Below are 25230 nucleotides of genomic sequence, written 5' to 3' on the forward strand. Positions count from 1 at the left end.
CTGCCTAACCTGCTGAGTGTTCCGTTTGATCGTACCCGGCTCCAATAAAAACAAGAGAGTGCCCGATGTCCGAACAACTGCCGCTGCAACGTTTCCAGCACTGGGTTGCCCAGTGCCCCGATAAGGTCTGGCTGCGCCAGCCGGTCGCCGGGGTCTGGCATGACTTCACCTGGCGCCAGGTCGACGATCAGGCCCGCCGTCTGGCTACTGCTCTGCAGGCGCTGGGTTGCGCGCCGGGCGAGCGGGTGGCGCTGCTGGCGAAGAATTGTGCCGAGTGGTTCATCAGCGACCTGGCCATCCAGCTGGCCGGACTGGTCAGCGTGCCGCTGTATCCGTTGCAGTCTGCCGAGAGCATCGCCTATGTGCTGGAACATGCGGCCTGCAAGGCGATCATCCTCGGCAAGCTGGACGATCCGGCCAAGCTGGAAAGCGGCATCGGGCCACAGGTGCTGCGCCTGGCCATGCCCTATCCGACCCTGCGCGCCGACTACCAGTGGCACGAGCTGCAGGCCCATGCTCCGCTGCCGACGGCGCCTGTGCAGCAGGCCGACGAGCTGCTGAGCATCCTCTACACCTCCGGCACCACCGGCCAGCCCAAGGGCGTGATGCTCTCGGCGCAGGCCATGGCCTGCGCCGCCGCCAGCTCCTGTGCCGAGCTGCGCATCGATGAGCGCGATCAGTTCTTCTCCTTCCTGCCGCTGTCGCACGCCGCCGAGCGCTTTCTGGTGGAGATGAACAGCCTGTACAGCGGCGCCCAGGTGGCCTTCGTCGAGTCGCTGGACAGCTTCGCCAGCGACCTGCGCTATATCCGGCCGACCGTGTTCTTCTCCGTGCCGCGCTTGTGGACGCGTTTCCAGCAGGGTGTGCTTGAGCGCCTGCCACAGCGCAGGCTCGACCTGCTGCTGAATATTCCGCTGCTCGGCGGCCTGCTGGCGCGCAAGATCAAGCGCGGCCTGGGCCTGGATCGCGCGCGCATCCTGGTCTCCGGCGCGGCGGCGATTTCGCCGGGGCTGCTCGACTGGTACCGGCGCCTGGGCCTGGTGATCTGCGAGGGTTACGGCATGACCGAGAACTTCGCCTATGGCACCTTCAACCGGCCGGGCCAGGTGCGCTTCGGCAGCGTCGGCCGGCCGATGCCGAACCTGGAGCTGCGCATCGCCGACAATGGCGAAGTGCTGTTCCGTGGCCCGACCCTGATGCAGGGCTATTACCGTGAGCCCGAACTGAGCGCCAAGGCCCTGGAGGGCGGTTGGCTGCACACCGGCGACAAGGGCGAGGTGGATGGCGACGGCTACCTGCGCATCACCGGGCGGGTCAAGGACATCTTCAAGACCAGCAAGGGCAAGTACGTGGCGCCAGCGCCGATCGAGGGCGAGATCGCCAAGAATACCTGGGTCGAGCAGGTTTGCCTGATGGGCAGCAACCTCGACCAGCCGCTGGCTCTGATCGAGCTGTCGCCGGCGGCGCGCAGCCAGCCGCGCGAGCAGGTCAGTGCCGATTTGCAGGCAACCCTGGCCCAGCTCAACGCCGCGTTGCAGCCCCATGAGCGGCTCAGCCATCTGGTGCTGGTCAGCGAGGCCTGGACCGTGGACAACGGCTGCATGACCCCGACCATGAAAATCCGCCGCAATGTGCTGGAGGCGCGCTACGCCGCGCTGGTCAGCAGCTTGCCGGGCAAACCACCACTGTATTGGGAAAATTGCTGATGAAGGGCCCGCTGTCTTCGTTGAAGGTTCTCGACTTCTCCACCCTGCTGCCGGGGCCGTTCGCCTCGCTGCTGCTGGCCGACATGGGCGCCGAGGTGCTGCGCATCGAGTCGCCGACGCGGGTCGACCTGGTGCGTGTGCTGCCGCCGTTCGATGGCGACAGCAGTACCAGCCACGCCTACCTCAACCGCAACAAGCGCTCGCTGGCCCTCGACCTGAAAAATCCCGCAGCGCTGGCGGTGGTGCACAAGCTGGTGGCCGAGTACGACATCGTGCTGGAGCAGTTCCGCCCTGGGGTGATGGACAAGCTCGGCCTCGGCTTTGATGCGCTGAAGGCGATCAATCCGCGGCTGATCTACGTCTCCATCACCGGCTACGGCCAGACTGGGCCGTACAAGGATCGCGCCGGCCATGACCTCAACTACCTGGCCCTGAGCGGCCTGGCCAGCTACACCGGGCGTCGCGACACCGGCCCGCTGCCGCTGGGCGTGCAGCTGGCGGATGTCGCCGGCGGCTCGCTGCACGGGGTGATCGGCCTGCTCGCCGCAGTGATTGCTCGGCAGAGCACGGGGCAGGGCCAGCACGTGGACATCAGCATGACCGACTGCGCCTTCAGCCTGCACGCCATGGCCGGCGCCGGCTACCTCGGCGCCGGGGTGGAGCCGGCGATGGAGAACCAGGCACTGAATGGCGGCAGCTTCTACGACTACTACCGCACCCGCGATGGCCGCTGGCTGTCGGTGGGCAGCCTGGAGCCGCAGTTCATGCAGCAGTTCTGCGCCGTTATCGGCCGTCCGGAGCTGGCTGGGCGCGGCCTGTCGCCCAAGCCGGAGGAGCAGAAGGCGCTCAAGCGCGAGATCGAGATCGAGATCGAGAAGCACGACCTGGCCGAGTGGCAGCAACGCTTCGCCGCGGTGGATGCCTGCGTCGAGCCGGTGCTCAACCTGTCCGAGGCGGTCGAACACCCGCAGCTGCAGGCGCGTGGCCTGGTCGCCGCCGTGCCGCGTGCGGGCAAGCCGGCGCAGGCGCAGCTCGCCTGCCCGATCAAGTTCTCCGCGGGCCTTGAAGCGCCGCGGCATACCGGCGTGGCGGTGGGCGCGCACAGCGCCGAGGTGCTGCGCGAGATCGGTTACAGCGAGGCGCAGATCGCCGAGTTGAAGGCCAGCAAGCTGCTGGGCTGATTCATGGCGCTCTGGTAGCCCGGATGCAATCCGGGGGGCTAGGTCGTGGTAATTCCCGGATTGCATCCGGGCTACGGCCTGCCCAAGAGAGCCGGGTAGCCGGTAGCGGGTGTGGGGCCTCTTGAAATTTTTTGGCCTGTCCCTATCTAGCTGAGTACGGGGTGCCGAAGTCGGGCCCCGGACTCAACCACTCGCTGAAATTCAGGAGATTCACCATGAGCACTGCATTTTCCATGGCCCCGCTGTTTCGCCAATCCATCGGCTTCGACCGTTTCAATGACCTGTTCGAGTCGGCCCTGCGCAGCAATGAAGCGGGCAGTTCCTACCCGCCGTACAACGTCGAGAAGCACGGCGACGACCAGTACCGCATCGTTATCGCGGCTGCCGGTTTCCATGAGGAAGACCTCGAACTGCAGGTCGAGCGCGGCGTGCTGACGGTGGTCGGCGGCAAGCGCGAGCGCAGCGCGGAAAACGTCACCTACTTGCACCAGGGCATCGCCCAGCGCGGCTTCAAGCTGTCGTTCCGCCTGGCCGACCATATCGAGGTCAAGGCGGCCAGCCTGATCAACGGCCTGCTGCATGTCGACCTGGTGCGTATCGTGCCGGAAGAGGCCAAGGCCAAGCGCATTCCGATCAATGGTCTGCAACCTGCACTGCAGAGCTGAGTTCCTGCAGTAACGAAAAAGGGCGCCTGCGGGCGCCCTTTTTCATGCCTTCTACTCAGTGATGGCTCATCTGGGCCGATCGCTAGTGCTGGTTGAGCGCCAGCAGCTGACGGAAGTCGTCCAGCGGCAGCGGCTTGCTGAACAGATAGCCCTGGTACAGGTGGCAGCCTTCCTGCAACAGGAACTCCAGCTGCTCGTTCTGCTCGACGCCTTCGGCAATCATTTCCAGGTTCAGGCTGCGGGCCATGGCCACGATGGCGCGGATGATCTCGGCGTCGTTGGGGTCGGTGGTGGCGTCGCGTACGAATGACTGGTCGATCTTCAGCACATCCACCGGCAGGCGCTTGAGGTAGGTCAGCGAGCTGTAGCCGGTGCCAAAGTCGTCCATGGCGAAACTGACGCCAAGCTTCTTCAGGCGGTGCATCTTGGCGATGGTGTCGTCGAGGTTCTGGATCACGATGCCTTCGGTGATCTCCAGTTTCAGCATAGGCGCCGGCAGGCCGCTTTCTTTCAGGCTGAGTTCGACCAGCTCGACCAGGTCGTTCTGGCGGAACTGCCGCGGGCTGATGTTCACACAGAGCTGGAAGCTGTGCGCATCCACCAGGCCCTCGCGCAGCTGGGTGGCGCAGGCGTGGCAGGCTTCGCTGAGTACCCAGGTGCCGGCTTCGAGAATCAGCCCGCTCTCTTCGAGGACCTGGATGAATTGCCCCGGCGACTGCGGGCCGAGCGTTGGGTGGGTCCAGCGCAGCAGGGCTTCGGCACCGATGATCTGGTTGTTGCGGGCATCCACCTGGGGCTGGAAGTGCAGCTCGAACTCGCCGCGGGCCAGGGCCAGGCGCAGGTCGTTCTCCAGGCGCAGGCGTTCGCTGGCTTCGTCCTGCATGGCCTTACGGAACATCTGCACGGTGTTGCGCCCGGAGTCCTTGGCCCGGTACAGGGCGATGTCGGCGCGCTTGAGCAGGTCGGTCGGGTTGTCACCGTGGTCGGGCAGCAGGGCGATGCCGATGCTGGGGGTGACCTGCAGGTGGTGGCCGTCGAGCAGCATCGGCTCGGCCAGCAGCTGGCGCAGTTTTTCCGCCACTTGGCGCACCTGGCGGCTAATTTCCGCGCGGCTACCTTCCAGGCCGGAGAGCAGCACGACGAACTCGTCGCCGCCCAGGCGGGCGACCGTGTCCTCCATTCGTACGCTGGCTTCCAGGCGCGCGGTGACCAGCTTGAGCACGGCATCGCCGACCGGATGGCCGAGCGAGTCGTTGATGTGCTTGAAGTGGTCGAGGTCGAGAAACATCAGGGCGCCGCGCAGGTTGTGGCGCTTGAGCAAGGCGATCTGCTGGATCAGGCGATCCATCAGCAGGGCGCGGTTGGGCAGGTTGGTCAGCGGGTCGTGGTAGGCCAGGTGCTGGATCTGCGCCTGGGCATCCTTCAGTTCACTGACATCGCGGGCGTTGAGCAGCAGGCAGGCGACACCGTCCAGCTCGATCGGTTCGACCGAGACTTCCACCAGGCGAATGCTGCCGTCGCGGTTCTTGCCATGCATTTCCAGGTGATAGACGCGGCCGTCGCGCTTGAGGGTCTCGATCATCGCCACCCGCTCGCTGGGGTCGGCCCAGACTTCCAGCTCCAGCGAGTTGCGGCCGATGACTTCCTCGGCCTGGTAGCCGGTGAGGCGGGTGAAGCCCTCGTTGACCTCGATATAGCGCCCTGTATCACGCTCGGTGATGGTGATGGCGTCCGGGCTGGAGTGGAACGCCTTGGCGAACTTCTCCTGGCTGGACTTGAGTGCCGCCTCGGCCTTCTGCTTCTCGCTGATATCGCGGAAGGTGGTGGTGATGCACAGCTGACGCTCGACGCGGATGAAGCGGCTGGAGAACACGCAGGTCAGCTCGCGGCCATCCTTGGTGCGGAAACAGGCGACTTCATTGCTCAGGCCCTGGTTGCGGGTGAGCTGCTTGAACAGTCGATTGCGTTGCTCCTCATCGACCCAAAACCTTAGTTGCGGGGCGCTCTGACCGACGATTTCAGCGGGTTGCCAGCCAAAGGTTTCGCTGAAGCTGGGGTTGACCTCGATGAACGCACCGTCGCGAATGCGCGACACGCAGATCGGCTCCGGGCTGGCCTGGAATAGGGTGACGAACTTTTCCTCGGAGGCCGCCAGGCGCTGTTCACGTTGCACCCGCTCGCTGATGTCGACGAGGATGCCGGCCATGCGCAGCGGCTGACCGGCCTCATCGCGATAGAGTTTGGCGGTGCTTTCCAGGTAATGAATTTCGCCATTGCTGAAGCGCGTGCGGTAGGTGACCTGATAGCTGTCGCGCTTACCCTCGACCAGTTCGTTGTAGGTCACGCGCATCCGGTGTCGGTCTTCCAGTGGCACATGCTTGAAGAACTCGCGGAACTTGCCGTGGTACTGCAGCGCGGGTAGGCCATGCAGCAGGGAGGCGCGCTCCGAGCCGAACAGGGTGTCGCTGGGAATATCCCAGTCCCAGTTGCCCAGGTTGGCGGAATCCAGGGCTAGGCTCAGGCGTTCCTGGCTGTCGCGCAGGGCCTGCTCCTGCACGCGCTCATGGCTGACATCGCGCACGGTCAGAACCAGGCAGGGCTTGCCCGCCAGTTCGATTTCGCCACCGAAAATCAGGTTGTGGCTGAGCTGGCCATCGCGGCTGAACAGTTCTGCCGGCAGGTTGTGGCAGCTGCCGTCATGCTGCATGGCGTCCAGTAACCGTTGGCGATCGGCGGGGCTTTTCCAGATGCCCAGCTCCAGTGAAGTGCGGCCAATGGCTTCGTCCTTGCTCCAGCCAAAACGCTGCTCGAAAGCCGGGTTGATATCAACGAAGGCGCCGTTGCTCTTGTCTGTGATCACCACGGCGTCGGGGGTCTGACGGAAAGCCTTGGCGAACTTTTCCTCACTGGCGCGCAACGCTGCCTCGGCCTGCTTGCGCTCGGTGGTGTCGAGGAAGGTGCTGAACAGGCAGGGCTCGTGTTCGATCTCGATGTACTGGCTGCGCAGCACACCATGCAGGCGGCGGCCGTCGCGGGTCTGGAGCTGGACGTCCTGAACGATCGGCTCCTGATCCGGTTGCGCAGCGCAGCGCAGTTCGTCCCGTTGCTGCAGATCGCACCAGATCTGTAGTTCCAGGGTGGTCTTGCCCTTGATCTCGGCCCGCTTCCAGCCGAACAGATTTTCGAAATGCTGATTGGCTTCGAAGATCGAGCTGTCTGCCAGGCGGATCAGCAAGGCGGCGTCGGGGCTCATGTGGAACAGGCTGGAGAAGAGTCGTTCCGACTGGCTCAGCGCGGTGGCGCGCTCCTGCTGTTCGGTAATGTCGCGGATCACCCCGAACACGCGTTTGTGGCCGTCGCTATCGACCTGCGGGCGGCCGCTGATTTCCAGCCAGTGCAGGCTGCCATCGGGCCAGCGGATGCGGTGGCGCAGGGGTTCGGGATTGGGGATGCCGCTGAGGACTTGCTGGAATAGCTGCAGGACAGTGGCGCGATCTTCCTCGGGGATCAGCTCGATGTAGTCGACGCGCTGCTGCAGGGGGTGCTTGGGGTCGAGGCCGAACAGGGCCTGGGCGCCGCGCGACCAATTGACCTTGCCGCTGTCGATGTCCCAGTACCAGGCACCGAGGTGCGCGCCGTTCAGCGCCGCCAGCAGGCGCGGAGCATCGTGCCAGGTCTTCTCGAACTCGACGGGATCCAGGGCCGGGATGAACGGCAGGGGTGGCAGCGATTTAGGCGGTTTGGACATCGCGGGCTCGTTCTGTGCACGGCCAGTCAGCACCCGCAGAAGTGGGTAGGACTGGAGTATGCAGGGCCTTTCTTATCGTTATGGCCTCACGTTAGCCGCAGGAGAGGCCTCTAGGCAAGGCCTGAGAACCCGTTCAAAGCCTGCTGCGCGTCGGCCATGCTGCGTTGCTACACAGTAACAGCCGGCGGCTGTTACTCCCGCGGGTCGTTGAGCCTTGCCTGACTCTAGCTCGCGAGGCTTTGAGCAGGTTCTGAGCGCTGCTCGTCGAGCAGGCGCATAAAGGCTTTGGCCGCATTCGACAGGGTACGATCGGTATGCAGGATGTAGCCGAGCTGGCGGCGCAACTGGATACCGGGTAGCGGCAGGCGCACCACCTGTTCGTCGAGCATGGTGCGCGGCAGCACGCTCCAGGCCAGGCCGATGGAAACCATCATCTTGATGGTCTCCAGGTAGTTGGTGCTCATGCCGATGTTCGGCGTCAGCCCTTCGGCCTCGAACAGGCGGCGCACGATGTGGTGGGTGAAGGTGTTGTCGCCGGGGAATACCGCTGGATGCCGCGCCACATCGGCCAGGCTGATGGTGCCGCGTACCAGCGGATGCTCGGGGGCGGCGACGAAATCCAGCGGGTCGTCCCACACCGGCACGGCGCGCACCGGCGAGCGGGTTTCCGGGGCCAGGGTAATCACCGCCAGTTCGGCGCGACCATGCAGGATTTCCTCGTAGGCCACTTCCGAGTCGAGGAACTGAATATCCAGAGCCACCTGCGGGTGGGCGCGGGTAAAGGCGCGTAGCAGCGGTGGCAAACGGTGCAGGCCGATATGGTGGCTGGTAGCCAGGGTCAGGCGGCCAGTGACTTCGCCATTCAGGTTGGTCAGCGCGCGGCGTGTGTCATCCAGCACGTTAAGGATCTGGTAGGCCCGCGGCAGCAGGGCGCGCCCGGCCTCGGTCAGCCCGACCTCCCGGCCCAGGCGGTCGAACAGGCGCACGTTGAGCTGCTGTTCCAGGCCGGCGATGCGCTTGCTTACGGCTGGCTGGGTCAGGTGCAGGCGCTCGGCGGCTTCGGAGAAGCTGCCGGATTCGGCGATAGCGAGAAAGGCGTTGAGGTTGGCGAGATCCATGGGCATAGCTCCGGGCGGCAGCCATATAAAGAGATGGTGAGCATCTGCTGGCAATGTCAGGCGTGCAGCTTAGCGCTGCTGTATTCCGCCTGGGAATGCTTTGAATAAAAAATATGAATTGGAGTTATTTGATGCCAGCCCCTAGGATCGCCACATAGGTAAAAGGGCCATAGACCCTGCGCCCCACAAACCGCTGATGAGGATCGTTCCGATGGCCGGCAAAACGCTCTACGACAAGCTCTGGGAAATGCATGAGGTGAAGCGCCGCGACGATGGTTCGTCGCTGATCTACATCGACCGGCAGATCCTTCACGAAGTGACCTCGCCGCAGGCCTTCGAAGGGCTGCGTCTGGCGGCGCGCAAGCCCTGGCGCATCGATGCCAACATCGCCACCCCGGATCACAACGTACCGACCACCAAGGCCGAGCGCCAGGGCGGTCTGGAGTCGATCACTGACGAAGTGTCGCGCATCCAGGTGCAGACCCTCGACGAGAACTGCGACGACTTCGGCATCCTCGAATTCAAGATGAACGACAGCCGTCAGGGCATCGTCCACGTGGTCGGCCCGGAGCAGGGCGCGACCCTGCCAGGCATGACCGTGGTCTGCGGTGACTCGCATACCTCCACCCATGGTGCCTTCGGCGCCCTGGCCCACGGCATCGGTACTTCCGAGGTCGAGCATGTGCTCGCCACCCAGTGCCTGGTCGCCAAGAAGATGAAGAACATGCAGGTGCGCGTCGAAGGCCAGTTGCCGGCCGGCGTCACCGCCAAGGACATAGTTCTTGCTGTCATTGGCAAGATCGGCACCGCCGGCGGCAACGGCCATGCCCTGGAGTTCGCCGGCAGCGCGATTCGCGAGCTGTCGCTGGAAGGGCGCATGACCATCTGCAACATGTCCATCGAGGCCGGTGCCCGCGTCGGCCTGGTGGCGGTAGACGAGAAGACAGTCGAATACGTCAAGGGCCGCCCTTTCGCGCCGAAAGGCAGTGACTGGGACAAGGCCGTGGCCGCCTGGGCTGATCTGGTGTCCGATGCCGATGCGGTGTTTGACACCGTGGTCGAGCTGCGTGCCGAAGACATCAAGCCGCAAGTCAGCTGGGGCACTTCGCCGGAAATGGTCCTGGCCGTCGACCAGCGTGTGCCGGATCCGGCTGGCGAAGCCGACCCGGTCAAGCGCGACTCGATCGTGCGCGCCCTGAAATACATGGGCCTGACCGCCAACCAGGCGATCACCGACATCCAGCTGGATCGCGTGTTCATCGGTTCCTGCACCAACTCGCGGATCGAAGACCTGCGCGCCGCCGCCGAAGTGGCCAAGGGCCGTAAGGTCGCCAGTACCGTCAAGCAGGCGCTGGTGGTACCGGGCTCGGGTCTGGTCAAGGCGCAGGCTGAGGCCGAGGGCCTGGACAAGATCTTCATCGAAGCCGGTTTCGAATGGCGTGAACCGGGCTGCTCCATGTGCCTGGCGATGAACCCGGACAAGCTGGGCAGCGGCGAGCATTGCGCGTCCACTTCCAACCGTAACTTCGAAGGCCGTCAGGGCGCCGGCGGGCGTACCCACCTGGTCAGCCCGGCAATGGCTGCCGCTGCTGCGGTGACTGGTCGTTTCATCGATGTACGCGAACTGATGCAGGCCTGAGGAGACCGACCATGAAAGCCTTTACCCAACACACCGGTCTCGTCGCACCGCTCGATCGCGCCAACGTCGACACCGATCAGATCATTCCCAAGCAGTTCTTGAAGTCGATCAAGCGCACCGGCTTCGGCCCCAACCTGTTCGACGAATGGCGCTACCTGGATGTCGGTCAGCCTAACCAGGACAGCTCCGGTCGCCCGCTCAATAAGGATTTCGTACTCAACTTCCCGCGCTACCAGGGCGCCAGCGTACTTCTGGCGCGCGAGAACTTCGGCTGTGGCTCGAGCCGCGAGCACGCGCCGTGGGCGCTGGAAGAGTACGGTTTCCGTACCATCATCGCGCCGAGCTTCGCCGATATCTTCTTCAACAACAGCTTCAAGAACGGCCTGTTGCCGATCATCCTCAAGGATGAAGAGGTCGACGCGCTGTTCCAGCAGGCCGAGGCCACCGAGGGCTACCAGCTGACCGTCGACCTGGCGGCGCAGACCGTGACCCGTCCGGATGGCGTGCAGTACCGTTTCGAGGTCGACGCCTTCCGCAAGCACTGCCTGCTCAACGGCCTGGACGATATTGGCTTGACCCTGCAGGACGCTGAGGCGATCAAGGCCTTCGAAGCCAAACACCAGCAGAGCAGCCCCTGGCTGTTCGGCGCGATCAAGTGATTTAGGAATTAAGCATGAGCAAGCAGATTCTGGTTCTCCCTGGCGACGGCATCGGCCCGGAAATCATGGCCGAGGCGGTCAAGGTGCTGCAGCTGGCCAATGACAAGTACAGCCTGGGCTTCGAGCTGAGCTTCGACGAGCTGGGTGGCGCCGCCGTGGACAAATACGGTGTGCCGCTGGCCGACGAGACCCTGGCGCGTGCGCGCGCCGCCGATGCCATCCTGCTCGGCGCCGTCGGTGGGCCGAAGTGGGACAAGATCGACCCGGCCATCCGTCCCGAGCGCGGTCTGCTGAAGATCCGTTCGCAGCTGGGCCTGTTCGCCAACCTGCGACCGGCCATTCTCTATCCGCAACTGGCCGACGCTTCGTCGCTGAAGCCGGAAGTGGTCGCGGGCCTGGATATCCTTATCGTTCGTGAGCTGACCGGCGGCATCTACTTCGGCCAGCCGCGCGAAAGCAAGGTGCTGGAAAACGGCGAGCGCATGGCCTACGACACCCTGCCGTACAGCGAGAGCGAGATCCGTCGCATCGCCCAGGTTGGTTTCGACATGGCCCGCGTGCGCGGCAAGAAACTCTGCTCGGTGGACAAGGCCAACGTGCTGGCGTCCAGCCAGCTGTGGCGCGCCGTGGTCGAGGAAGTGGCCAAGGGTTACCCGGACGTCGAACTCAGCCATATGTACGTCGATAACGCGGCCATGCAGCTGGTGCGCGCGCCCAAGCAGTTCGACGTGATGGTTACCGACAATATGTTCGGCGACATCCTGTCGGATGAGGCTTCCATGCTCACCGGTTCCATCGGCATGCTGCCGTCCGCCTCGCTGGATGCCAACAACAAGGGCATGTACGAGCCGTGCCATGGCTCGGCGCCGGATATTGCCGGTCAGGGCATCGCCAACCCGCTGGCGACCATCCTCTCGGTGTCGATGATGCTGCGCTACAGCTTCAACCAGGGTGCGGCCGCCGATGCCATCGAGCTGGCGGTAAGCAAGGTGCTGGATCAGGGCCTGCGTACCGGTGACATTTTTTCCGCTGGCATGACCAAGGTCGGTACGGCCGGCATGGGTGATGCAGTGGTCGAAGCCCTGCGTAATCTGTAATCTCTGCGGCCCGCTGCGCGGCAGCGGCCTGCTTCTTCTTTAGGGTGTAGTGGCTATGAAACGTGTAGGTCTGATCGGTTGGCGCGGTATGGTCGGTTCCGTGCTCATGCAGCGCATGCTGGAAGAGCGTGACTTCGACCTGATCGAGCCGGTGTTCTTCACCACCTCCAATGTCGGCGGCCAGGGCCCGGCCGTGGGCAAGGACGTCGCCCCGCTCAAGGATGCCTACAACATCGACGAGCTCAAGGGCCTCGATGTGATCCTGACCTGCCAGGGCGGCGACTACACCAGCGAAGTCTTCCCCAAGCTGCGCGAAGCCGGCTGGAACGGCTACTGGATCGACGCGGCCTCCAGCCTGCGCATGGCCGATGACTCGGTAATCGTGCTGGACCCGGTCAACCGCAAGGTCATCGACCAGTCGCTGGACGGCGGTGTGAAGAACTACATCGGCGGCAACTGCACCGTCAGCCTGATGCTGATGGCCCTGGGCGGCCTCTACGAAGCCGGTCTGGTCGAGTGGATGAGCGCTATGACCTACCAAGCCGCTTCCGGTGCCGGTGCGCAGAACATGCGCGAGCTGATCAAGCAGATGGGCGCCATCCATGGTGCCGTGGCGGATGATCTGGCCAACCCGGCCAGCGCCATCCTCGACATCGACCGCAAGGTCGCTGAAACCATGCGCGGTGAAGCCTTCCCGGTGGATAACTTTGGCATGCCGCTGGCCGGCAGCCTGATCCCCTACATCGACAAGGAACTGCCGAACGGGCAGAGCCGCGAAGAGTGGAAGGGCCAGGCCGAGACCAACAAGATCCTCGGTCGCAACAAGAGCCCGATCCCGGTTGACGGCCTGTGCGTGCGCATCGGCGCCATGCGCTGCCACAGCCAGGCGCTGACCATCAAGCTGAACAAGGATGTGCCGCTGGCCGACATCGAAGGCCTGATCAGCCAGCACAACCCCTGGGTCAAGCTGGTGCCGAATCAGCGCGAAGCGAGCATCCGCGATCTGGGCCCGACTGCCGTGACCGGTACCCTGAGCGTGCCGATCGGCCGTCTGCGCAAGCTCAACATGGGCACCCAGTACCTTGGTGCTTTCACCGTCGGTGACCAGTTGCTGTGGGGCGCGGCTGAGCCGCTGCGGCGCATGCTGCGTATCCTTCTGGAGCGCTGATTCGTCAGCAGGCAAGCAGAAAAGGGCCGGTGATCACCGGCCTTTTTTGTTTCTGTGGTCAGCCTTTCGGGCGGCAGGTAGAGTGCCGCCCATTCAGCTCTCTTATGCAAGGTACCCATGTCCCAGTCCTTAGATATCGCGGTAGTCGGCGCCACCGGTACGGTGGGTGAAACCATCGTGCAACTGCTCGATGAGCGTGAATTCCCTGTCGGTACCCTGCATCTGCTGGCTGGTAGTGCGTCTGCCGGGCAATCCGTGCCGTTTCGCGGCAAGAACCTGCGCGTGCGCGAGCTGGCGGATTTCGACTTCAGCCAGGTGCGTCTGGCCTTCTTCTGTGCCGGTGAGGCGATCAGTCGAGCGTCGGCCCTCAAGGCTCAGGCAGCAGGCTGTTCGGTGATCGACCTGAGCGCCGGGCTGTCGCTGCAGCAGGCGCCGCGCTTGGTGCCGGAAGCGAACGCAGAATTGTTGGCTACGCTCAAAGCGCCTTATCTATTGGCCAGTCCCGTGCCGGTGGTGGCCGCGCTGGCGCTGGTGCTGGCACCGCTGCGGGCACGACTCGACCTGCAGAAAGTCACGCTTACTGCAGCGCTGGCGGTCTCCAGTCAAGGGCGGGGGGGGATTGCCGAGCTGGCGAAGCAGACTACCGAGCTGCTCAACATGCGCCCGCTGGAGCCCAAGGTGTTCGATCAGCAGATCGCGTTCAATCTGCTGGCTCGGGTCGGGGGGCTGGAGGAGGGCGGCCATGCCGTTCTCGAACGGCGTGTGGCAGATGAGTTGAAGCAGGTGCTGGCGCTGCCGGCGTTACGAGTCTCGGCAACTTGCGTGCAGGCGCCGGTTTTCTTCGGGGACAGCCTGGCGATTTCGCTGCAGGCCGCGCAGCCGGTGGATGTTGCCGGGGCTGCTCAGGGGCTGGAGGCACAAGCGGGTATCGAGTTGGTCGAGGCGGGCGATTATCCCAGCGTGGTCAGCGATGCGGTGGGGCAGGATGAAGTCTATGTCGGGCGTCTGCGTGCGGGGCTGGATGACCCGGCAGAACTCAATTTGTGGATTGCGTCTGATAATGCACGAAAAGGCTCAGCGCTAAATGCTGTGCAAATAGCCGAGTTGTTGATAAAACACTATCTGTAAAAGATACTTAGCCCCAAATTTGAAGAATCTTTCTAGCTTGGCAATACTGGTTTGGCTGATCGCTGACGGGGAACCGCTTTAAGCGGGTGCAGGCAGTGACCTTCAAAATCCTCTCGATTATCGAGAAAAAAAGATAAAACAAGGGATTACGCTATGGTTCGGGTTCGCAAACTAGTGCTGGCAATCGCGGCTGCTTCGGCGATGACTTCCGGTGCGGCGCATGCGCTTGGGCTGGGGGAAGTTACCCTCAAGTCTTCGCTGAGCCAGCCGTTGGTGGCGGAAATCGAATTGCTCGAGGTGCGCGATCTGGGCACTACCGAAGTGATTCCGACCCTGGCGTCCCCCGAGGAGTTCAACAAGGCTGGCGTCGATCGCCAGTACTTCCTGACCGACCTCAAGTTCACGCCGGTGATCAAGCCCAACGGCAAGAGTGTAATCCGCATCACCTCCAGCAAGCCGGTGCGCGAGCCCTACCTGAACTTCCTGGTAGAAGTGCTGTGGCCCAACGGCCGCCTGCTGCGTGAGTACACCCTGCTGCTTGATCCGCCCATGTATTCGCCACAGCCTGTCGTTGCCGCAGCGCCACGCCTGCCTGTATCTGCGCCTGTTTCCGCCCCTGCACCACGTCCGCAGAGCGTCGCGCCGACGCCGCGTCCGGTTGCACCGGCAGCTCCGGCTGCACCGCGGCCGACGCCTGCTGCCAGCACCGCCGCGCAGATTTCCGGTGATCAGTACAAGACCACCTCCAACGACACACTCTGGGAAATTGCCCAGCGTTCGCGCCACAGCGGCTCCGTACATCAGGCCATGCTGGCGATCCAGGAGCTCAATCCGAGCGCCTTCGTCGATGGCAATATCAACCGGCTGAAAAGCGGCCAGGTGTTGCGTCTTCCTGACGAACAGCAGGTCAAGAGTCGTAGCCAGGCGGAAGCGATTGCCCAGGTTACCGAGCAGAACACGGCATGGCGTGAAGGTCGCAGTCTGTCGGCCACCGGTACACGCCAGCTGGATGCGACCAAGCGCTCCGAAGCGGGTGCTGCCCCGGCCAAGGCCGAGAGCAAGGACAGCCTGAAACTGGTTGCTGCCGAAAGCGGCAAGTCTGCTGGCGGTAGCGAGAAAGGCGCCGGCGACAGCAAGGCACTGAATGATCAGTTGGCCGTGACCAAAGAGAGCCTGGACTCCACGCGTCGTGAGAACGAAGAGCTGAAGGATCGCATGGGTGATCTGCAGGGCCAGTTGGACAAGCTGCAGAAGCTGATCGAGTTGAAAGACAATCAGCTGGCCAAGTTGCAGGGTGACCTGGCCAATCAGAGCAAGGTCGTTCCTGCTGCCACTACTCCGGTGGCGCCGCCGGTTCCGGTGGAGGCGAAGACCCCAGTCGAAAGCAAACCGGTTGAAGCCAAAGCTCCTGTTACCGAGCCCAAGGTCGAGACGCCCAAGCCTGCGGTGCCTGATTACAACTACAGCGAAGAGCCGGCGCCCAAGGTAGAGCCGGTCAAGCCGGTTGCTGTGGCCCCGGCCAAGCCGGCAGAAGTCGTAAAGCCCGAGCAGCCGCCGGTCAAGAAGCCCGTAGTCGTGCAGGAACCTGCGCCGACCAGTTTCATCGATGACCTGATGGCAAACCCGATGCTGCTGGGTGCGTTAGGCGGTGGTGCCCTGTTGGCCTTGCTGGTTGGCCTGATGGTGGTTTCGCGTCGCAACGCGATGAAAGAGGCCGAGCTGCAAGAGAGCCTGGCCAGCGATGATGTCTCCGCTAGCCCTTTCGAGGCTGATCTGGATATGCCGGAAGACAGCTTTGCCGGTCTGGATAGCGCTTCCTCGGATACCGAAGTGCGCGAGCAGGAGCGTGTTGCTCCGCAGACTGCCGATGCCTTGGGCGAGGCGGATATCTATATTGCTTACGGCAAATTCAGCCAGGCAGCCGAGCTGCTGCAGAACGCCATCAATGATGAGCCGCAGCGTAGCGATCTGCGTCTGAAACTGATGGAAGTCTATGCCGAGCTGGGTGATCGTGATGGCTTTGCCCGTCAGGAGCAGGAGCTGCGTGAAATCGGCGGTGGAGCTGCCGCTGTTGATCAGCTCAAGGCCAAATACCCGGCCATGGTGGTCGGTGCTGCCGCCGGTATGGCTGCGTTGGACGATCTGGACTCTTTCAGCCTCGATGACCTGACCCTGGATGAGCCTGCTGCTCCGTCCAAGGGCGCCGATCTGGATGATGCTTTCGATCTGAGCCTGGATGACCTGGATAGCGATCTGCAGGAAGCTGCCAAGTCGAGCGCGTCCGATCTGGATGAGCTGAGTCTTGATCTGCCAGCCACTGAAACCAGTGCGGCCGCCGATCTCGATTTCGATCTGGACCTGGGTGCAGACAACACTGCCGATGCTCTGGAGCTGGGCGATGATCTGGCGGATTTCAGCCTGGATCTGGAGGCCGACAGCAAGCCTGCCGAGCTGGCCGAAGATGATTTCATGCTCAGCCTGGAAGATGAGCCAGCGGTGTCGTTGAGTTCTGCTCCGGCAGAAGCCGAGCTGGATATGTCGGCCGACTTCGACCTGTCCCTGGCCGATGAGCCGGTTGCCACTGCCCCGGCTGCCGACAGTTTCGCGGCTCAGCTGGATGAGGTGAGTGCCGAACTGGAGCAACTGAGTGGCGGTCTGGACGAGCCTCTGCTGGCTGACGAACTGCCGATGGCTGCGGCCCCGGAGTCGGCTGCAACAGGATTGGATATGGACGACGACTTTGACTTCCTTTCGGGGACCGATGAAACCGCGACCAAGCTGGATCTGGCGCGTGCCTACATCGACATGGGCGACGCCGAAGGTGCTCGCGATATCCTCGACGAAGTAGTCGCCGAAGGTAACGAAGGTCAGCAGCAGGAAGCGCGTGAGCTGATCAGCAAACTGGTTTGATAAATGTCTGAAGCAATACCATCAACGGCAGCCGAATCGGCTGCCGTTGGCGTTTCCAGGATTGCCCTGGGCGTCGAATACCGGGGCTCGCGATATCGTGGCTTCCAGCGTCAGCGGGCTGGCGTTCCGTCTATTCAGGAGAGCCTGGAAAAGGCGCTGTCCAAGGTCGCCGGTGGCGCGCCGGTCACCTTGAGCTGCGCCGGGCGTACCGACGCGCTGGTGCATGCCAGTGGCCAGGTGGTGCACTTCGATACCAGTGTCGAGCGCACCATGCACTCCTGGACGATGGGGGCCAACCTCAACCTGCCGGCCGATATCAGCGTTACCTGGGCCAAGGCCATGCCGCGGGAGTTCGATGCGCGCTTCAGTGCCATGGCCCGGCGCTATCGCTACGTGATCTACAACGATCAGATCCGTCCGGCGCATATGGCTGAAGAGGTCACCTGGAATCACCGGCCGCTGGATATCGAGCGCATGCGTGCGGCGGCTCGCTATCTGGTGGGTACCCATGACTTCAGCGCTTTCCGTGCGCGACAGTGTCAGGCCAAGTCGCCGATCAAGACCGTGCACCATCTGGAACTGCTCGAGCACGGGCGTTTCATCGTGTTGGATATTCGTGCCAATGCCTTCCTGCATCACATGGTGCGTAACTTCGCTGGCGTGCTGATGACCATCGGTGCCGGCGAGCGGCCGGTGGAGTGGGTGGAGGAGGTGCTGGAAAGCCGTGTGCGGCGTACCGGTGGGGTCACTGCACATCCCTACGGCCTGTACCTGGTGCAGGTCGAATATCCGGCAGAGTTCGAATTGCCGCAGCGTTACCTGGGGCCGCATTTTCTTTCCGGGTTGCCGGATGTGATGGCGGGGCGCTAGGTCGCTATCAGCTGCGAAAAATACCCGGCAGCTTTGCTATCATCGTTTTTTGCCTACAAGGTGCCAGTACTTGTCAGCCGTTCGCAGCAAGATTTGTGGTATTACCCGTGTCGAGGACGCACTTGCAGCCGCTGCTGCGGGTGCCGATGCCATAGGCCTGGTGTTCTACGCCAAAAGTCCACGCGCGGTCAGTGTGGCGCAGGCGCAACAGATCATTGCGGCCCTGCCGCCGTTCGTGACCACGGTTGGCTTGTTCGTGGATATGCCGCGGGCCGAGTTGCAGCAAATCCTGGCCCAGGTGCCACTGGATCTCTTGCAGTTCCATGGTGATGAGTCGGTCGAGCAGTGCGAGGGTTACGGTCGTCCCTATATCAAGGCGCTGCGGGTCAAGGCTGGCGATGATATTGCGGCGCAGATGGCACGCTACCCCAGTACTTCTGGCGTTCTATTGGACACCTTCGTCGAAGGTGTCCCCGGTGGTACCGGTCTGGCCTTCGACTGGTCGCTGGTGCCGGCCGAGCTGCCTAAGCCAGTGATTCTGGCCGGTGGGTTGACCCCGGATAACGTCGCGGCAGCCATCGCTCAGGTACGTCCCTACGCGGTGGATATCAGTGGTGGTGTGGAGTCGGCGAAGGGCATCAAGGATGCCGACAAGGTTCGGGCTTTTATTCGTGCGGCACGCGGCGCTTGATGTGACGGGCTGGCGCTGCCTGCCGTCCATAAGCAGTCTTTGAGTCGTCCAGGCAGGCCAGTTTGGCTGAGCTGCATGGACCGTGAATATGAGTTTGCCGGAGCGCCATAGCGTCGCACCGGGTCAGCTACGGAGAGTGAGCATGAGCAACTGGTTGAGAGAAAAGCTGATCCCTTCGATCATGCGTTCCGAGGTCAAGAAGAGCTCGGTGCCGGAAGGACTGTGGCACAAGTGCCCGTCCTGTGATGCCGTCCTGTATCGCCCCGAGCTGGAAAAGACCGAAGACGTCTGCCCCAAATGCAACCACCACATGCGCATCGATGCGCGTAGCCGCCTGGACATCTTCCTCGACCCGGAAGGGCGCGAGGAAATCGGCGCCGAGCTGGAGCCGGTGGATCGCCTGAAATTCCGTGACAGCAAGAAGTACAAGGATCGCCTGGCCGCCGCGCAGAAGGATACCGGCGAGAAGGATGCGCTGATCTCCATGAGCGGTACCCTGCTGGGCATGCCGATCGTCACCTGCGCCTTCGAGTTCAGTTTCATGGGCGGCTCCATGGGTGCCATCGTCGGTGAGCGCTTCGTGCGTGCCGCCAACGTGGCCCTGGAAAAACGCTGCCCGCTGGTGTGCTTCGCCGCTTCCGGTGGTGCGCGCATGCAGGAAGCGCTGATCTCCCTGATGCAGATGGCCAAGACTTCCGCCGTGCTGGCGCGTCTGCGCGAAGAGGGCATTCCCTTCATTTCCGTCCTGACTGACCCTGTCTACGGTGGCGTTTCCGCCAGCCTGGCCATGCTCGGTGACGTGATTGTCGCCGAGCCGCGCGCGCTGATCGGCTTCGCCGGCCCGCGAGTGATCGAGCAGACCGTGCGCGAGAAGCTGCCGGAAGGCTTCCAGCGCAGCGAGTTTCTGCTTGAGCATGGCGCCATCGACATGATCATTCATCGTCAGGAGCTGCGTCCGCGCCTGGCTCGCCTGCTGGCGCAGCTGCAGCACCTGCCGGCACCTGCCCTGAGCCAGGTTCCGGCCACGGCATGACTGCACGTACCCTCGCCGACTGGCTCGCCTATCTGGAGCAGCTGCACCCCAGTGCCATCGACATGGGCCTGGAGCGCAGCCGCCAGGTCGCCGAATGGCTCGGCCTGGGTAAGCCCGCGCCGCGGGTGATTACGGTCACCGGCACCAATGGCAAGGGTTCCACCTGCGCCTTCCTGGCTGCGCTGCTGCGCGGACAGGGGCTCAAGGTCGGGGTCTACAGTTCGCCCCACCTGCTGCGCTACAACGAGCGCGTGCTGATCAATGATGTGCAGGCCGACGATGCGTCCCTGTGCACTGCTTTTGCCGCAGTAGAGGCGGCGCGTGGCGAAATCTCCCTGACCTACTTCGAGATGGGCACCCTGGCAGCCTTCTGGCTGTTCGAGCGCGCCGGCCTCGATGCCGTAGTGCTGGAAGTCGGCCTGGGCGGGCGCCTGGATGCGGTCAACCTGATCAATGCGGATATTGCGCTGGTGACCAGCATCGGTATCGATCATGCCGACTGGCTGGGCGACAGTCGCGAGTCGGTGGCCTTCGAAAAGGCGGGTATCTTCCGCCAGGGCCGTCCGGCTCTGTGTGGCGATCTCGATCCGCCGCAGCCGCTGCTGGATCAGGTGGCCAGGCTCGATTGCCCGTTCTTCCTGCGCGGTCGCGACTATGACCTCGCTGTTACCGAGCAGAACTGGCACTGGTGGGGGCTGAATGCCGCCGGTAGCGTGCTGGAGTTGCACGATCTGCCATTGCTCGATCTGCCCATGGAAAATGCTGCCCTGGCTCTGCAGGCCTACGCCTTGCTGGATCTGCCCTGGCAGGCGAGTGCGATTCAGGCGGCCCTGCTGGCTACGCGAGTGACCGGGCGTTTGGATCGCCGCCAGCTGCAGTGGCAGGGCAAGACCCTGCAGTTGCTGCTGGATGTCGGGCATAACCCGCATGCGGCTGATTATCTGGCTACCCGCTTGGCGGCAAGGCCACCTGTGGGGCGGCGACTGGCGGTTTTCGGTCTGTTGCAGGACAAGGATCTGGCGGGTGTGCTGACGCCCCTGCTGGGCGAAGTGCAGGGCTGGGCGGTGGCGCCCTTGCCGAGTCCGCGTAGCCGTCCCGTCGGTGAACTGCAGGCGACTTTGCGCAATCTCGGCGCCAACGTGCTTGCCTGTGACAGCGTTGCCGAGGCATTGTTGACACAATGTCGACAGGCGACCGCCGAGGATGAAATCCTCGTGTTCGGTTCTTTCTATTGTGTGGCCGAGGCTCTGGAATGGCTGGGGCAACAGGCGGAGGCGGGGAATGGCAGTGCTGGATAAAGGGTTGAAGCAGCGGATCGTCGGCGCCTTGGTGCTGGTTGCGCTGGCGGTGATCTTTCTGCCGATGCTGTTTTCCCGTGAGGATGAGTTGCGCCAGGTGGTAGTCGATGCGCCTGCCATGCCGCAGGCGCCTGCCATGCCCGAGGTTGCCCTGGATCCGGTCGAGGTGCCCCAACCAATCGCCCCCGAGCAGGTACCGCCGGTTGAGCCGCTGGAGGTTCCGGAAGTTGCCGAGGCGCCGACTGAGCCAGCTGCGGCTACTCCAGCGGCAGTCGAACCGAGCAAGCCCGAGCGTCTGGATGCCAGCAGCCTGCCAGTCAGTTGGTCGGTGCAACTGGCCAGCCTGTCCAGCCGCAGTGGTGCCGAAGAGCTGCAGAAAAAACTGCGCAGCCAGGGCTACAACGCCTATGTGCGCACCTTCGAAGGCATGAATCGGGTGTTCGTCGGCCCCCTGGTCGAGCGCGCCGAGGCCGATCGCCTGCGTGACCAGTTGAATCGCCAGCAGAAGCTCAATGGCTTCGTGGTGCGCTTCCAGCCGGAAAATGGCTAACTTCTCTATCGCGACCATATAGCAGCCCCGGCTTACCCGGCGGGGCTGGCTCTGTTAAAATCCGCCGCCTTTCCCGTCTGTAGGCAGCATCGTGGCATTCACTTGGGTCGATTGGGCGATTATCGCCGTCATCGCCATTTCCAGTCTGATCAGCCTGAAACGCGGCTTCTTCAAAGAAGCGCTGTCGCTGCTGACCTGGATCATCGCAGGCGTTGTGGCCTGGATGTTCGGCGGCGCCCTGTCACAGCACCTCACTGAATTTATCGAAACCCCGTCGATGCGCGTCATCGCCGCTTGCGCCATTTTGTTCATCGCCACTCTGCTGGTCGGTGCGCTGGTCAATTTCCTTATTGGTGAACTGATCCGGGTGACCGGTCTGTCGGGCACCGATCGTTTTCTCGGCATGGTCTTCGGCGCAGCGCGTGGTGCCTTGCTGGTAGTGGTGCTGGTCGGGCTGGTCAGCCTGGCGCCGGTGCAACAGGACAAATGGTGGCAGCAGTCGAGTCTGCTGCCACATTTTCTGATGGTGGCGGACTGGTCGAAGAACCTGATTCTCAGTCTGTCCAGTCAGTGGTTGGCGAGCGGTATCAGCGCGCCGGCCGATCTGCCGTTCAAAGAGGCTTTTTCGCAGCCTAAACTGCCTGAAAGCCTGTAGATCTAGCCTGATTCACAACGTAGGGGTTGCGTCACATGTGTGGCATTGTCGGTATTGTCGGTAAGTCCAACGTCAACCAGTCGCTGTATGACGCGCTGACCGTCCTCCAACATCGCGGCCAGGACGCTGCCGGTATCGTGACCAGCCATGGCGGCCGGTTGTTTCTGCGCAAGGACAACGGCCTGGTACGGGACGTGTTCCAGCAGCGCCACATGCAACGCCTGGTCGGCCAGGTTGGCATCGGCCATGTGCGCTACCCGACGGCCGGCAGCTCCAGTTCGGCCGAGGCGCAGCCGTTCTACGTCAACTCGCCCTACGGCATCACCCTGGCGCACAACGGCAACCTGACCAACGTCGAGCAGTTGTCGCGCGAGATCTACGAATCCGACCTGCGCCACGTCAACACCAACTCCGACTCGGAAGTGCTGCTCAACGTGTTCGCTCATGAGCTGGCGGTGCGCGGCAAGCTGCAGCCGACCGAGGAAGACGTGTTTGCCGCCGTTGCCGGTGTGCATGCGCGTTGCAAGGGCGGTTACGCGGTGGTGGCGATGATCACCGGCTACGGTGTGGTCGGCTTCCGCGACCCCTATGCGATCCGTCCGATCGTCTTTGGCCATCGCCACACCGACGAAGGTGTGGAGTACATGATCGCCTCCGAAAGCGTCGCCCTCGACGTGCTCGGCTTCACCTTGATCCGCGATCTGGCGCCGGGCGAAGCGGTGTACATCACCGAAGACGGCAACCTGCATACCCGCCAGTGCGCGGCTAACCCGCAACTGTCGCCGTGTATCTTCGAACACGTTTACCTGGCCCGCCCTGACTCGCTGATGGACGGCGTGTCGGTGTATAAGGCGCGTCTGCGCATGGGCGAGAAGCTGGCCGAAAAGATCCTGCGCGAGCGCCCGGATCACGATATCGACGTGGTCATCCCGATTCCGGACACCAGCCGCACCTCGGCGCTGGAGCTGGCCAACCACCTGGGTGTGAAGTTTCGCGAAGGCTTCGTCAAGAACCGCTACATCGGTCGTACCTTCATCATGCCCGGCCAGGCGGCGCGCAAGAAATCGGTACGCCAGAAGCTCAACGCCATCGAGCTGGAGTTCCGCGGCAAGAATGTGATGCTGGTGGACGACTCCATCGTACGCGGCACCACCTGCAAGCAGATCATCCAGATGGCCCGCGAAGCCGGGGCGAAGAATGTGTATTTCTGCTCCGCTGCACCGGCCGTGCGTTATCCGAACGTGTACGGTATCGACATGCCCAGCCCGCACGAGCTGATCGCCCACGGTCGCAGCACCGAGCAGGTGGCCGAGCTGATCGGTGCCGACTGGCTGATCTACCAAGACCTGCCGGACCTGATCGACGCGGTCGGTGGCGGCAAGGTCAAGATCGAGCATTTCGACTGCGCAGTGTTCGATGGCCAGTACGTCACCGGTGACGTCAACGAGGTCTACCTGAACAAGATCGAACAGGCGCGTAACGATGCCAGCAAGGCCACGGCCGAAGCGGTCAGCGCCATCATCGATCTGCACAACGACTGATAGCGAGGAGCCGCCGATGAGCCAGGATTGGGATGCAGGACGGCTGGACAGCGACCTCGACGGCGTTGGCTTCGACACCCTGGCCGTGCGCGCCGGGCAGCACCGCACGCCGGAAGGCGAGCATGGCGAAGCACTGTTCCTCACCTCCAGCTACGTGTTCCGCACTGCTGCCGATGCTGCCGCGCGCTTCGCCGGTGAAGTGCCGGGCAACGTCTACTCGCGCTACACCAACCCGACCGTGCGTGCCTTCGAGGAGCGCATGGCTGCTCTGGAAGGTGCCGAGCAGGCGGTAGCTACCTCGTCGGGCATGTCGGCGATCCTGGCCATCGTCATGAGCCTGTGCAGCGCCGGCGATCATGTGCTGGTGTCGCGCAGCGTATTCGGCTCGACCATCAGCCTGTTCGAGAAGTACCTCAAGCGCTTCGGGATCGAGGTTGATTACCCGCCGCTGGCCGATCTGGCCGGCTGGGAAGGAGCATTCAAGGCCAATACCAGGCTGCTGTTCGTCGAGTCACCGTCCAACCCGCTGGCCGAACTGGTGGATATCGCCGCGCTGGCGGAAATCAGCCATGCCCATGGTGCGTTGCTGGTGGTCGACAACTGCTTCTGCACTCCGGCTCTGCAGCAGCCGCTGAAGCTGGGTGCGGACATTGTCATGCACTCGGCGACCAAGTACATCGATGGCCAGGGCCGTGCTCTCGGCGGTGTAGTGGCGGGACGCAAGGCGCAGATGGAAGGTGTGGTTGGTTTCCTGCGCACTGCCGGGCCGACCCTCAGCCCGTTCAATGCCTGGCTGTTCCTCAAGGGCCTGGAAACCCTGCGCGTGCGCATGCAGGCCCACTGTGCCAGCGCCCAGCACCTGGCCGAATGGCTGGAGCAGCAGCCGGGCATCGAGCATGTCTACTACTCCGGCCTGCCCAGCCATCCGCAACACGAACTGGCCAAACGGCAGCAGAGTGGTTTCGGTGCGGTAGTCAGCTTCGAGGTGAGGGGTGGCAAGGACGCGGCATGGCGCTTTATCGACGCGACGAAAGTCATTTCGATCACTACCAACCTCGGTGACACCAAGACCACCATCGCTCACCCGGCGACCACCTCCCACGGCCGCCTGTCACCTCAGGAGCGAGCCAATGCCGGGATCCGCGATAACCTGGTCCGGGTCGCCGTGGGCCTCGAAGATATTGCCGATCTCAAAGCTGATCTGGCTCGCGGCCTCGCTGCAATCTAAGAGCCATTGTTCCCGGCGGGCACGCCGCCGGGAATGCCTCCTGCCTGTCGTGGTCTAGTCTTGGGATGAGTAACCCCGACTAGGAGCACCCATGAGTCTCATACTTTTTCTGTTGATCGGCGCCATTGCCGGCTGGATCGCTGGCAAGTTGCTGCGTGGTGGTGGCTTCGGCCTGATCGGCAACCTGGTGGTCGGCATAGTCGGCGCGGTGATCGGCGGCCACCTGTTCAGCTATCTGGGTGTGTCGGCGGGCGGCGGCCTGATCGGTTCGCTGGTGACGGCGGTGATCGGCGCTCTGGTGCTGCTGTTTATCGTCGGCCTGATCAAGAAAGCCTGATCAGCCTT

At 63.2% G+C, this 25230-nt stretch carries 20 protein-coding genes; 18 read left to right on the plus strand and 2 right to left on the minus strand.

The annotated features are described in order from the left end of the window. Positions 1-65: 65 nt before the first annotated feature. From H3H45_RS09150 to H3H45_RS09160, 3 genes are all read left to right on the plus strand, one after another. Complete coding sequence (locus H3H45_RS09150; protein WP_182833427.1) at positions 66-1706, plus strand: AMP-binding protein; 1641 nt, start codon at positions 66-68, stop codon at positions 1704-1706. Then, the gene (locus tag H3H45_RS09155; RefSeq protein WP_182833428.1) at positions 1706-2887 is read left to right on the plus strand and encodes a CaiB/BaiF CoA transferase family protein; all 1182 of its coding nucleotides are present in this window, start codon (positions 1706-1708) and stop codon (positions 2885-2887) included. The genes H3H45_RS09150 and H3H45_RS09155 overlap by 1 nt, the downstream gene beginning before the upstream one ends. A gap of 215 nt (positions 2888-3102) precedes the next feature. Next, entirely contained in the window at positions 3103-3552 is a 450-nt protein-coding gene (locus tag H3H45_RS09160; RefSeq protein WP_182833429.1) for an Hsp20 family protein, read from the plus strand. A gap of 82 nt (positions 3553-3634) precedes the next feature. On the opposite strand, the gene H3H45_RS09165 is transcribed toward H3H45_RS09160, so the two are convergent. Continuing rightward, positions 3635-7300, minus strand: a complete 3666-nt coding sequence (locus tag H3H45_RS09165; RefSeq protein WP_182833430.1) for a sensor domain-containing protein — start codon at positions 7298-7300, stop codon at positions 3635-3637. A gap of 224 nt (positions 7301-7524) precedes the next feature. Continuing rightward, positions 7525-8418, minus strand: coding sequence for a LysR family transcriptional regulator (locus H3H45_RS09170; RefSeq protein ID WP_182833431.1), 894 nt, complete (start codon positions 8416-8418; stop codon positions 7525-7527). A gap of 211 nt (positions 8419-8629) precedes the next feature. On the opposite strand from H3H45_RS09170, the gene leuC reads away from it, so the two are divergent. The 15 genes from leuC to H3H45_RS09245 all read left to right on the plus strand — a co-directional run bounded on the left by leuC (position 8630) and on the right by H3H45_RS09245 (position 25222). Continuing rightward, positions 8630-10057, plus strand: coding sequence for a 3-isopropylmalate dehydratase large subunit (gene leuC, locus H3H45_RS09175; protein WP_182833432.1), 1428 nt, complete (start codon positions 8630-8632; stop codon positions 10055-10057). A gap of 11 nt (positions 10058-10068) precedes the next feature. Beyond that, positions 10069-10716: a 3-isopropylmalate dehydratase small subunit gene (gene leuD / locus H3H45_RS09180; RefSeq protein WP_182833433.1), complete on the plus strand. Its 648-nt coding sequence runs from the start codon at positions 10069-10071 to the stop codon at positions 10714-10716. A 14-nt stretch (positions 10717-10730) separates the two neighbouring features. Beyond that, positions 10731-11813: a 3-isopropylmalate dehydrogenase gene (gene leuB, locus H3H45_RS09185; protein WP_182833434.1), complete on the plus strand. Its 1083-nt coding sequence runs from the start codon at positions 10731-10733 to the stop codon at positions 11811-11813. A gap of 55 nt (positions 11814-11868) precedes the next feature. Then, positions 11869-12981, plus strand: coding sequence for an aspartate-semialdehyde dehydrogenase (gene asd, locus H3H45_RS09190; RefSeq protein ID WP_173207785.1), 1113 nt, complete (start codon positions 11869-11871; stop codon positions 12979-12981). A gap of 117 nt (positions 12982-13098) precedes the next feature. Next, on the plus strand, positions 13099-14109 hold the full coding sequence (locus H3H45_RS09195; protein ID WP_182833435.1) for an aspartate-semialdehyde dehydrogenase: 1011 nt from the start codon (positions 13099-13101) through the stop codon (positions 14107-14109). A gap of 153 nt (positions 14110-14262) precedes the next feature. Continuing rightward, positions 14263-17019: a FimV family protein gene (locus H3H45_RS09200; RefSeq protein WP_182833436.1), complete on the plus strand. Its 2757-nt coding sequence runs from the start codon at positions 14263-14265 to the stop codon at positions 17017-17019. A gap of 3 nt (positions 17020-17022) precedes the next feature. After that, on the plus strand, positions 17023-17889 hold the full coding sequence (gene truA / locus H3H45_RS09205) for a tRNA pseudouridine(38-40) synthase TruA (RefSeq protein ID WP_182833437.1): 867 nt from the start codon (positions 17023-17025) through the stop codon (positions 17887-17889). A gap of 70 nt (positions 17890-17959) precedes the next feature. Then, complete coding sequence (locus H3H45_RS09210) at positions 17960-18580, plus strand: phosphoribosylanthranilate isomerase (RefSeq protein WP_182833438.1); 621 nt, start codon at positions 17960-17962, stop codon at positions 18578-18580. Positions 18581-18722: 142 nt separating this feature from the next. Continuing rightward, a complete protein-coding gene (accD, locus tag H3H45_RS09215) occupies positions 18723-19613 on the plus strand; it encodes an acetyl-CoA carboxylase, carboxyltransferase subunit beta (RefSeq protein WP_182833439.1) in 891 nt (296 codons plus the stop codon). Then, complete coding sequence (gene folC, locus H3H45_RS09220) at positions 19610-20911, plus strand: bifunctional tetrahydrofolate synthase/dihydrofolate synthase (protein ID WP_182833440.1); 1302 nt, start codon at positions 19610-19612, stop codon at positions 20909-20911. The genes accD and folC overlap by 4 nt, the downstream gene beginning before the upstream one ends. Then, entirely contained in the window at positions 20895-21461 is a 567-nt protein-coding gene (locus H3H45_RS09225; protein ID WP_182833441.1) for an SPOR domain-containing protein, read from the plus strand. The genes folC and H3H45_RS09225 overlap by 17 nt, the downstream gene beginning before the upstream one ends. A gap of 91 nt (positions 21462-21552) precedes the next feature. Then, the gene (locus H3H45_RS09230; protein WP_182833442.1) at positions 21553-22116 is read left to right on the plus strand and encodes a CvpA family protein; all 564 of its coding nucleotides are present in this window, start codon (positions 21553-21555) and stop codon (positions 22114-22116) included. A 35-nt stretch (positions 22117-22151) separates the two neighbouring features. Beyond that, positions 22152-23657: an amidophosphoribosyltransferase gene (gene purF, locus H3H45_RS09235; RefSeq protein WP_182833443.1), complete on the plus strand. Its 1506-nt coding sequence runs from the start codon at positions 22152-22154 to the stop codon at positions 23655-23657. A gap of 16 nt (positions 23658-23673) precedes the next feature. Beyond that, the gene (locus tag H3H45_RS09240; protein ID WP_182833444.1) at positions 23674-24885 is read left to right on the plus strand and encodes an O-succinylhomoserine sulfhydrylase; all 1212 of its coding nucleotides are present in this window, start codon (positions 23674-23676) and stop codon (positions 24883-24885) included. Between the two features lie 91 nt (positions 24886-24976). Further along, on the plus strand, positions 24977-25222 hold the full coding sequence (locus H3H45_RS09245) for a GlsB/YeaQ/YmgE family stress response membrane protein (protein WP_182833445.1): 246 nt from the start codon (positions 24977-24979) through the stop codon (positions 25220-25222). Positions 25223-25230 lie beyond the last annotated feature (8 nt).

It is taken from the genome of Aquipseudomonas guryensis (assembly GCF_014164785.1).
GTDB classification, from domain to species: Bacteria; Pseudomonadota; Gammaproteobacteria; order Pseudomonadales; family Pseudomonadaceae; genus Aquipseudomonas; species Aquipseudomonas guryensis.

Coding starts and splice junctions, on each gene's coding strand:
- H3H45_RS09155 (WP_182833428.1), top strand. CDS start 1,706: ATGAAGGGCCCGCTGTCTTCGTTGAAGGTTCTCGACTTCTCCACCCTG.
- asd (WP_173207785.1), top strand. CDS start 11,869: ATGAAACGTGTAGGTCTGATCGGTTGGCGCGGTATGGTCGGTTCCGTG.
- purF (WP_182833443.1), top strand. CDS start 22,152: ATGTGTGGCATTGTCGGTATTGTCGGTAAGTCCAACGTCAACCAGTCG.
- H3H45_RS09160 (WP_182833429.1), top strand. CDS start 3,103: ATGAGCACTGCATTTTCCATGGCCCCGCTGTTTCGCCAATCCATCGGC.
- H3H45_RS09170 (WP_182833431.1), bottom strand. CDS start 8,418: ATGGATCTCGCCAACCTCAACGCCTTTCTCGCTATCGCCGAATCCGGC.
- H3H45_RS09165 (WP_182833430.1), bottom strand. CDS start 7,300: ATGTCCAAACCGCCTAAATCGCTGCCACCCCTGCCGTTCATCCCGGCC.
- H3H45_RS09195 (WP_182833435.1), top strand. CDS start 13,099: ATGTCCCAGTCCTTAGATATCGCGGTAGTCGGCGCCACCGGTACGGTG.
- H3H45_RS09225 (WP_182833441.1), top strand. CDS start 20,895: ATGGCAGTGCTGGATAAAGGGTTGAAGCAGCGGATCGTCGGCGCCTTG.
- folC (WP_182833440.1), top strand. CDS start 19,610: ATGACTGCACGTACCCTCGCCGACTGGCTCGCCTATCTGGAGCAGCTG.
- leuC (WP_182833432.1), top strand. CDS start 8,630: ATGGCCGGCAAAACGCTCTACGACAAGCTCTGGGAAATGCATGAGGTG.
- accD (WP_182833439.1), top strand. CDS start 18,723: ATGAGCAACTGGTTGAGAGAAAAGCTGATCCCTTCGATCATGCGTTCC.
- H3H45_RS09245 (WP_182833445.1), top strand. CDS start 24,977: ATGAGTCTCATACTTTTTCTGTTGATCGGCGCCATTGCCGGCTGGATC.
- H3H45_RS09240 (WP_182833444.1), top strand. CDS start 23,674: ATGAGCCAGGATTGGGATGCAGGACGGCTGGACAGCGACCTCGACGGC.
- leuD (WP_182833433.1), top strand. CDS start 10,069: ATGAAAGCCTTTACCCAACACACCGGTCTCGTCGCACCGCTCGATCGC.
- truA (WP_182833437.1), top strand. CDS start 17,023: ATGTCTGAAGCAATACCATCAACGGCAGCCGAATCGGCTGCCGTTGGC.
- leuB (WP_182833434.1), top strand. CDS start 10,731: ATGAGCAAGCAGATTCTGGTTCTCCCTGGCGACGGCATCGGCCCGGAA.
- H3H45_RS09150 (WP_182833427.1), top strand. CDS start 66: ATGTCCGAACAACTGCCGCTGCAACGTTTCCAGCACTGGGTTGCCCAG.
- H3H45_RS09200 (WP_182833436.1), top strand. CDS start 14,263: ATGGTTCGGGTTCGCAAACTAGTGCTGGCAATCGCGGCTGCTTCGGCG.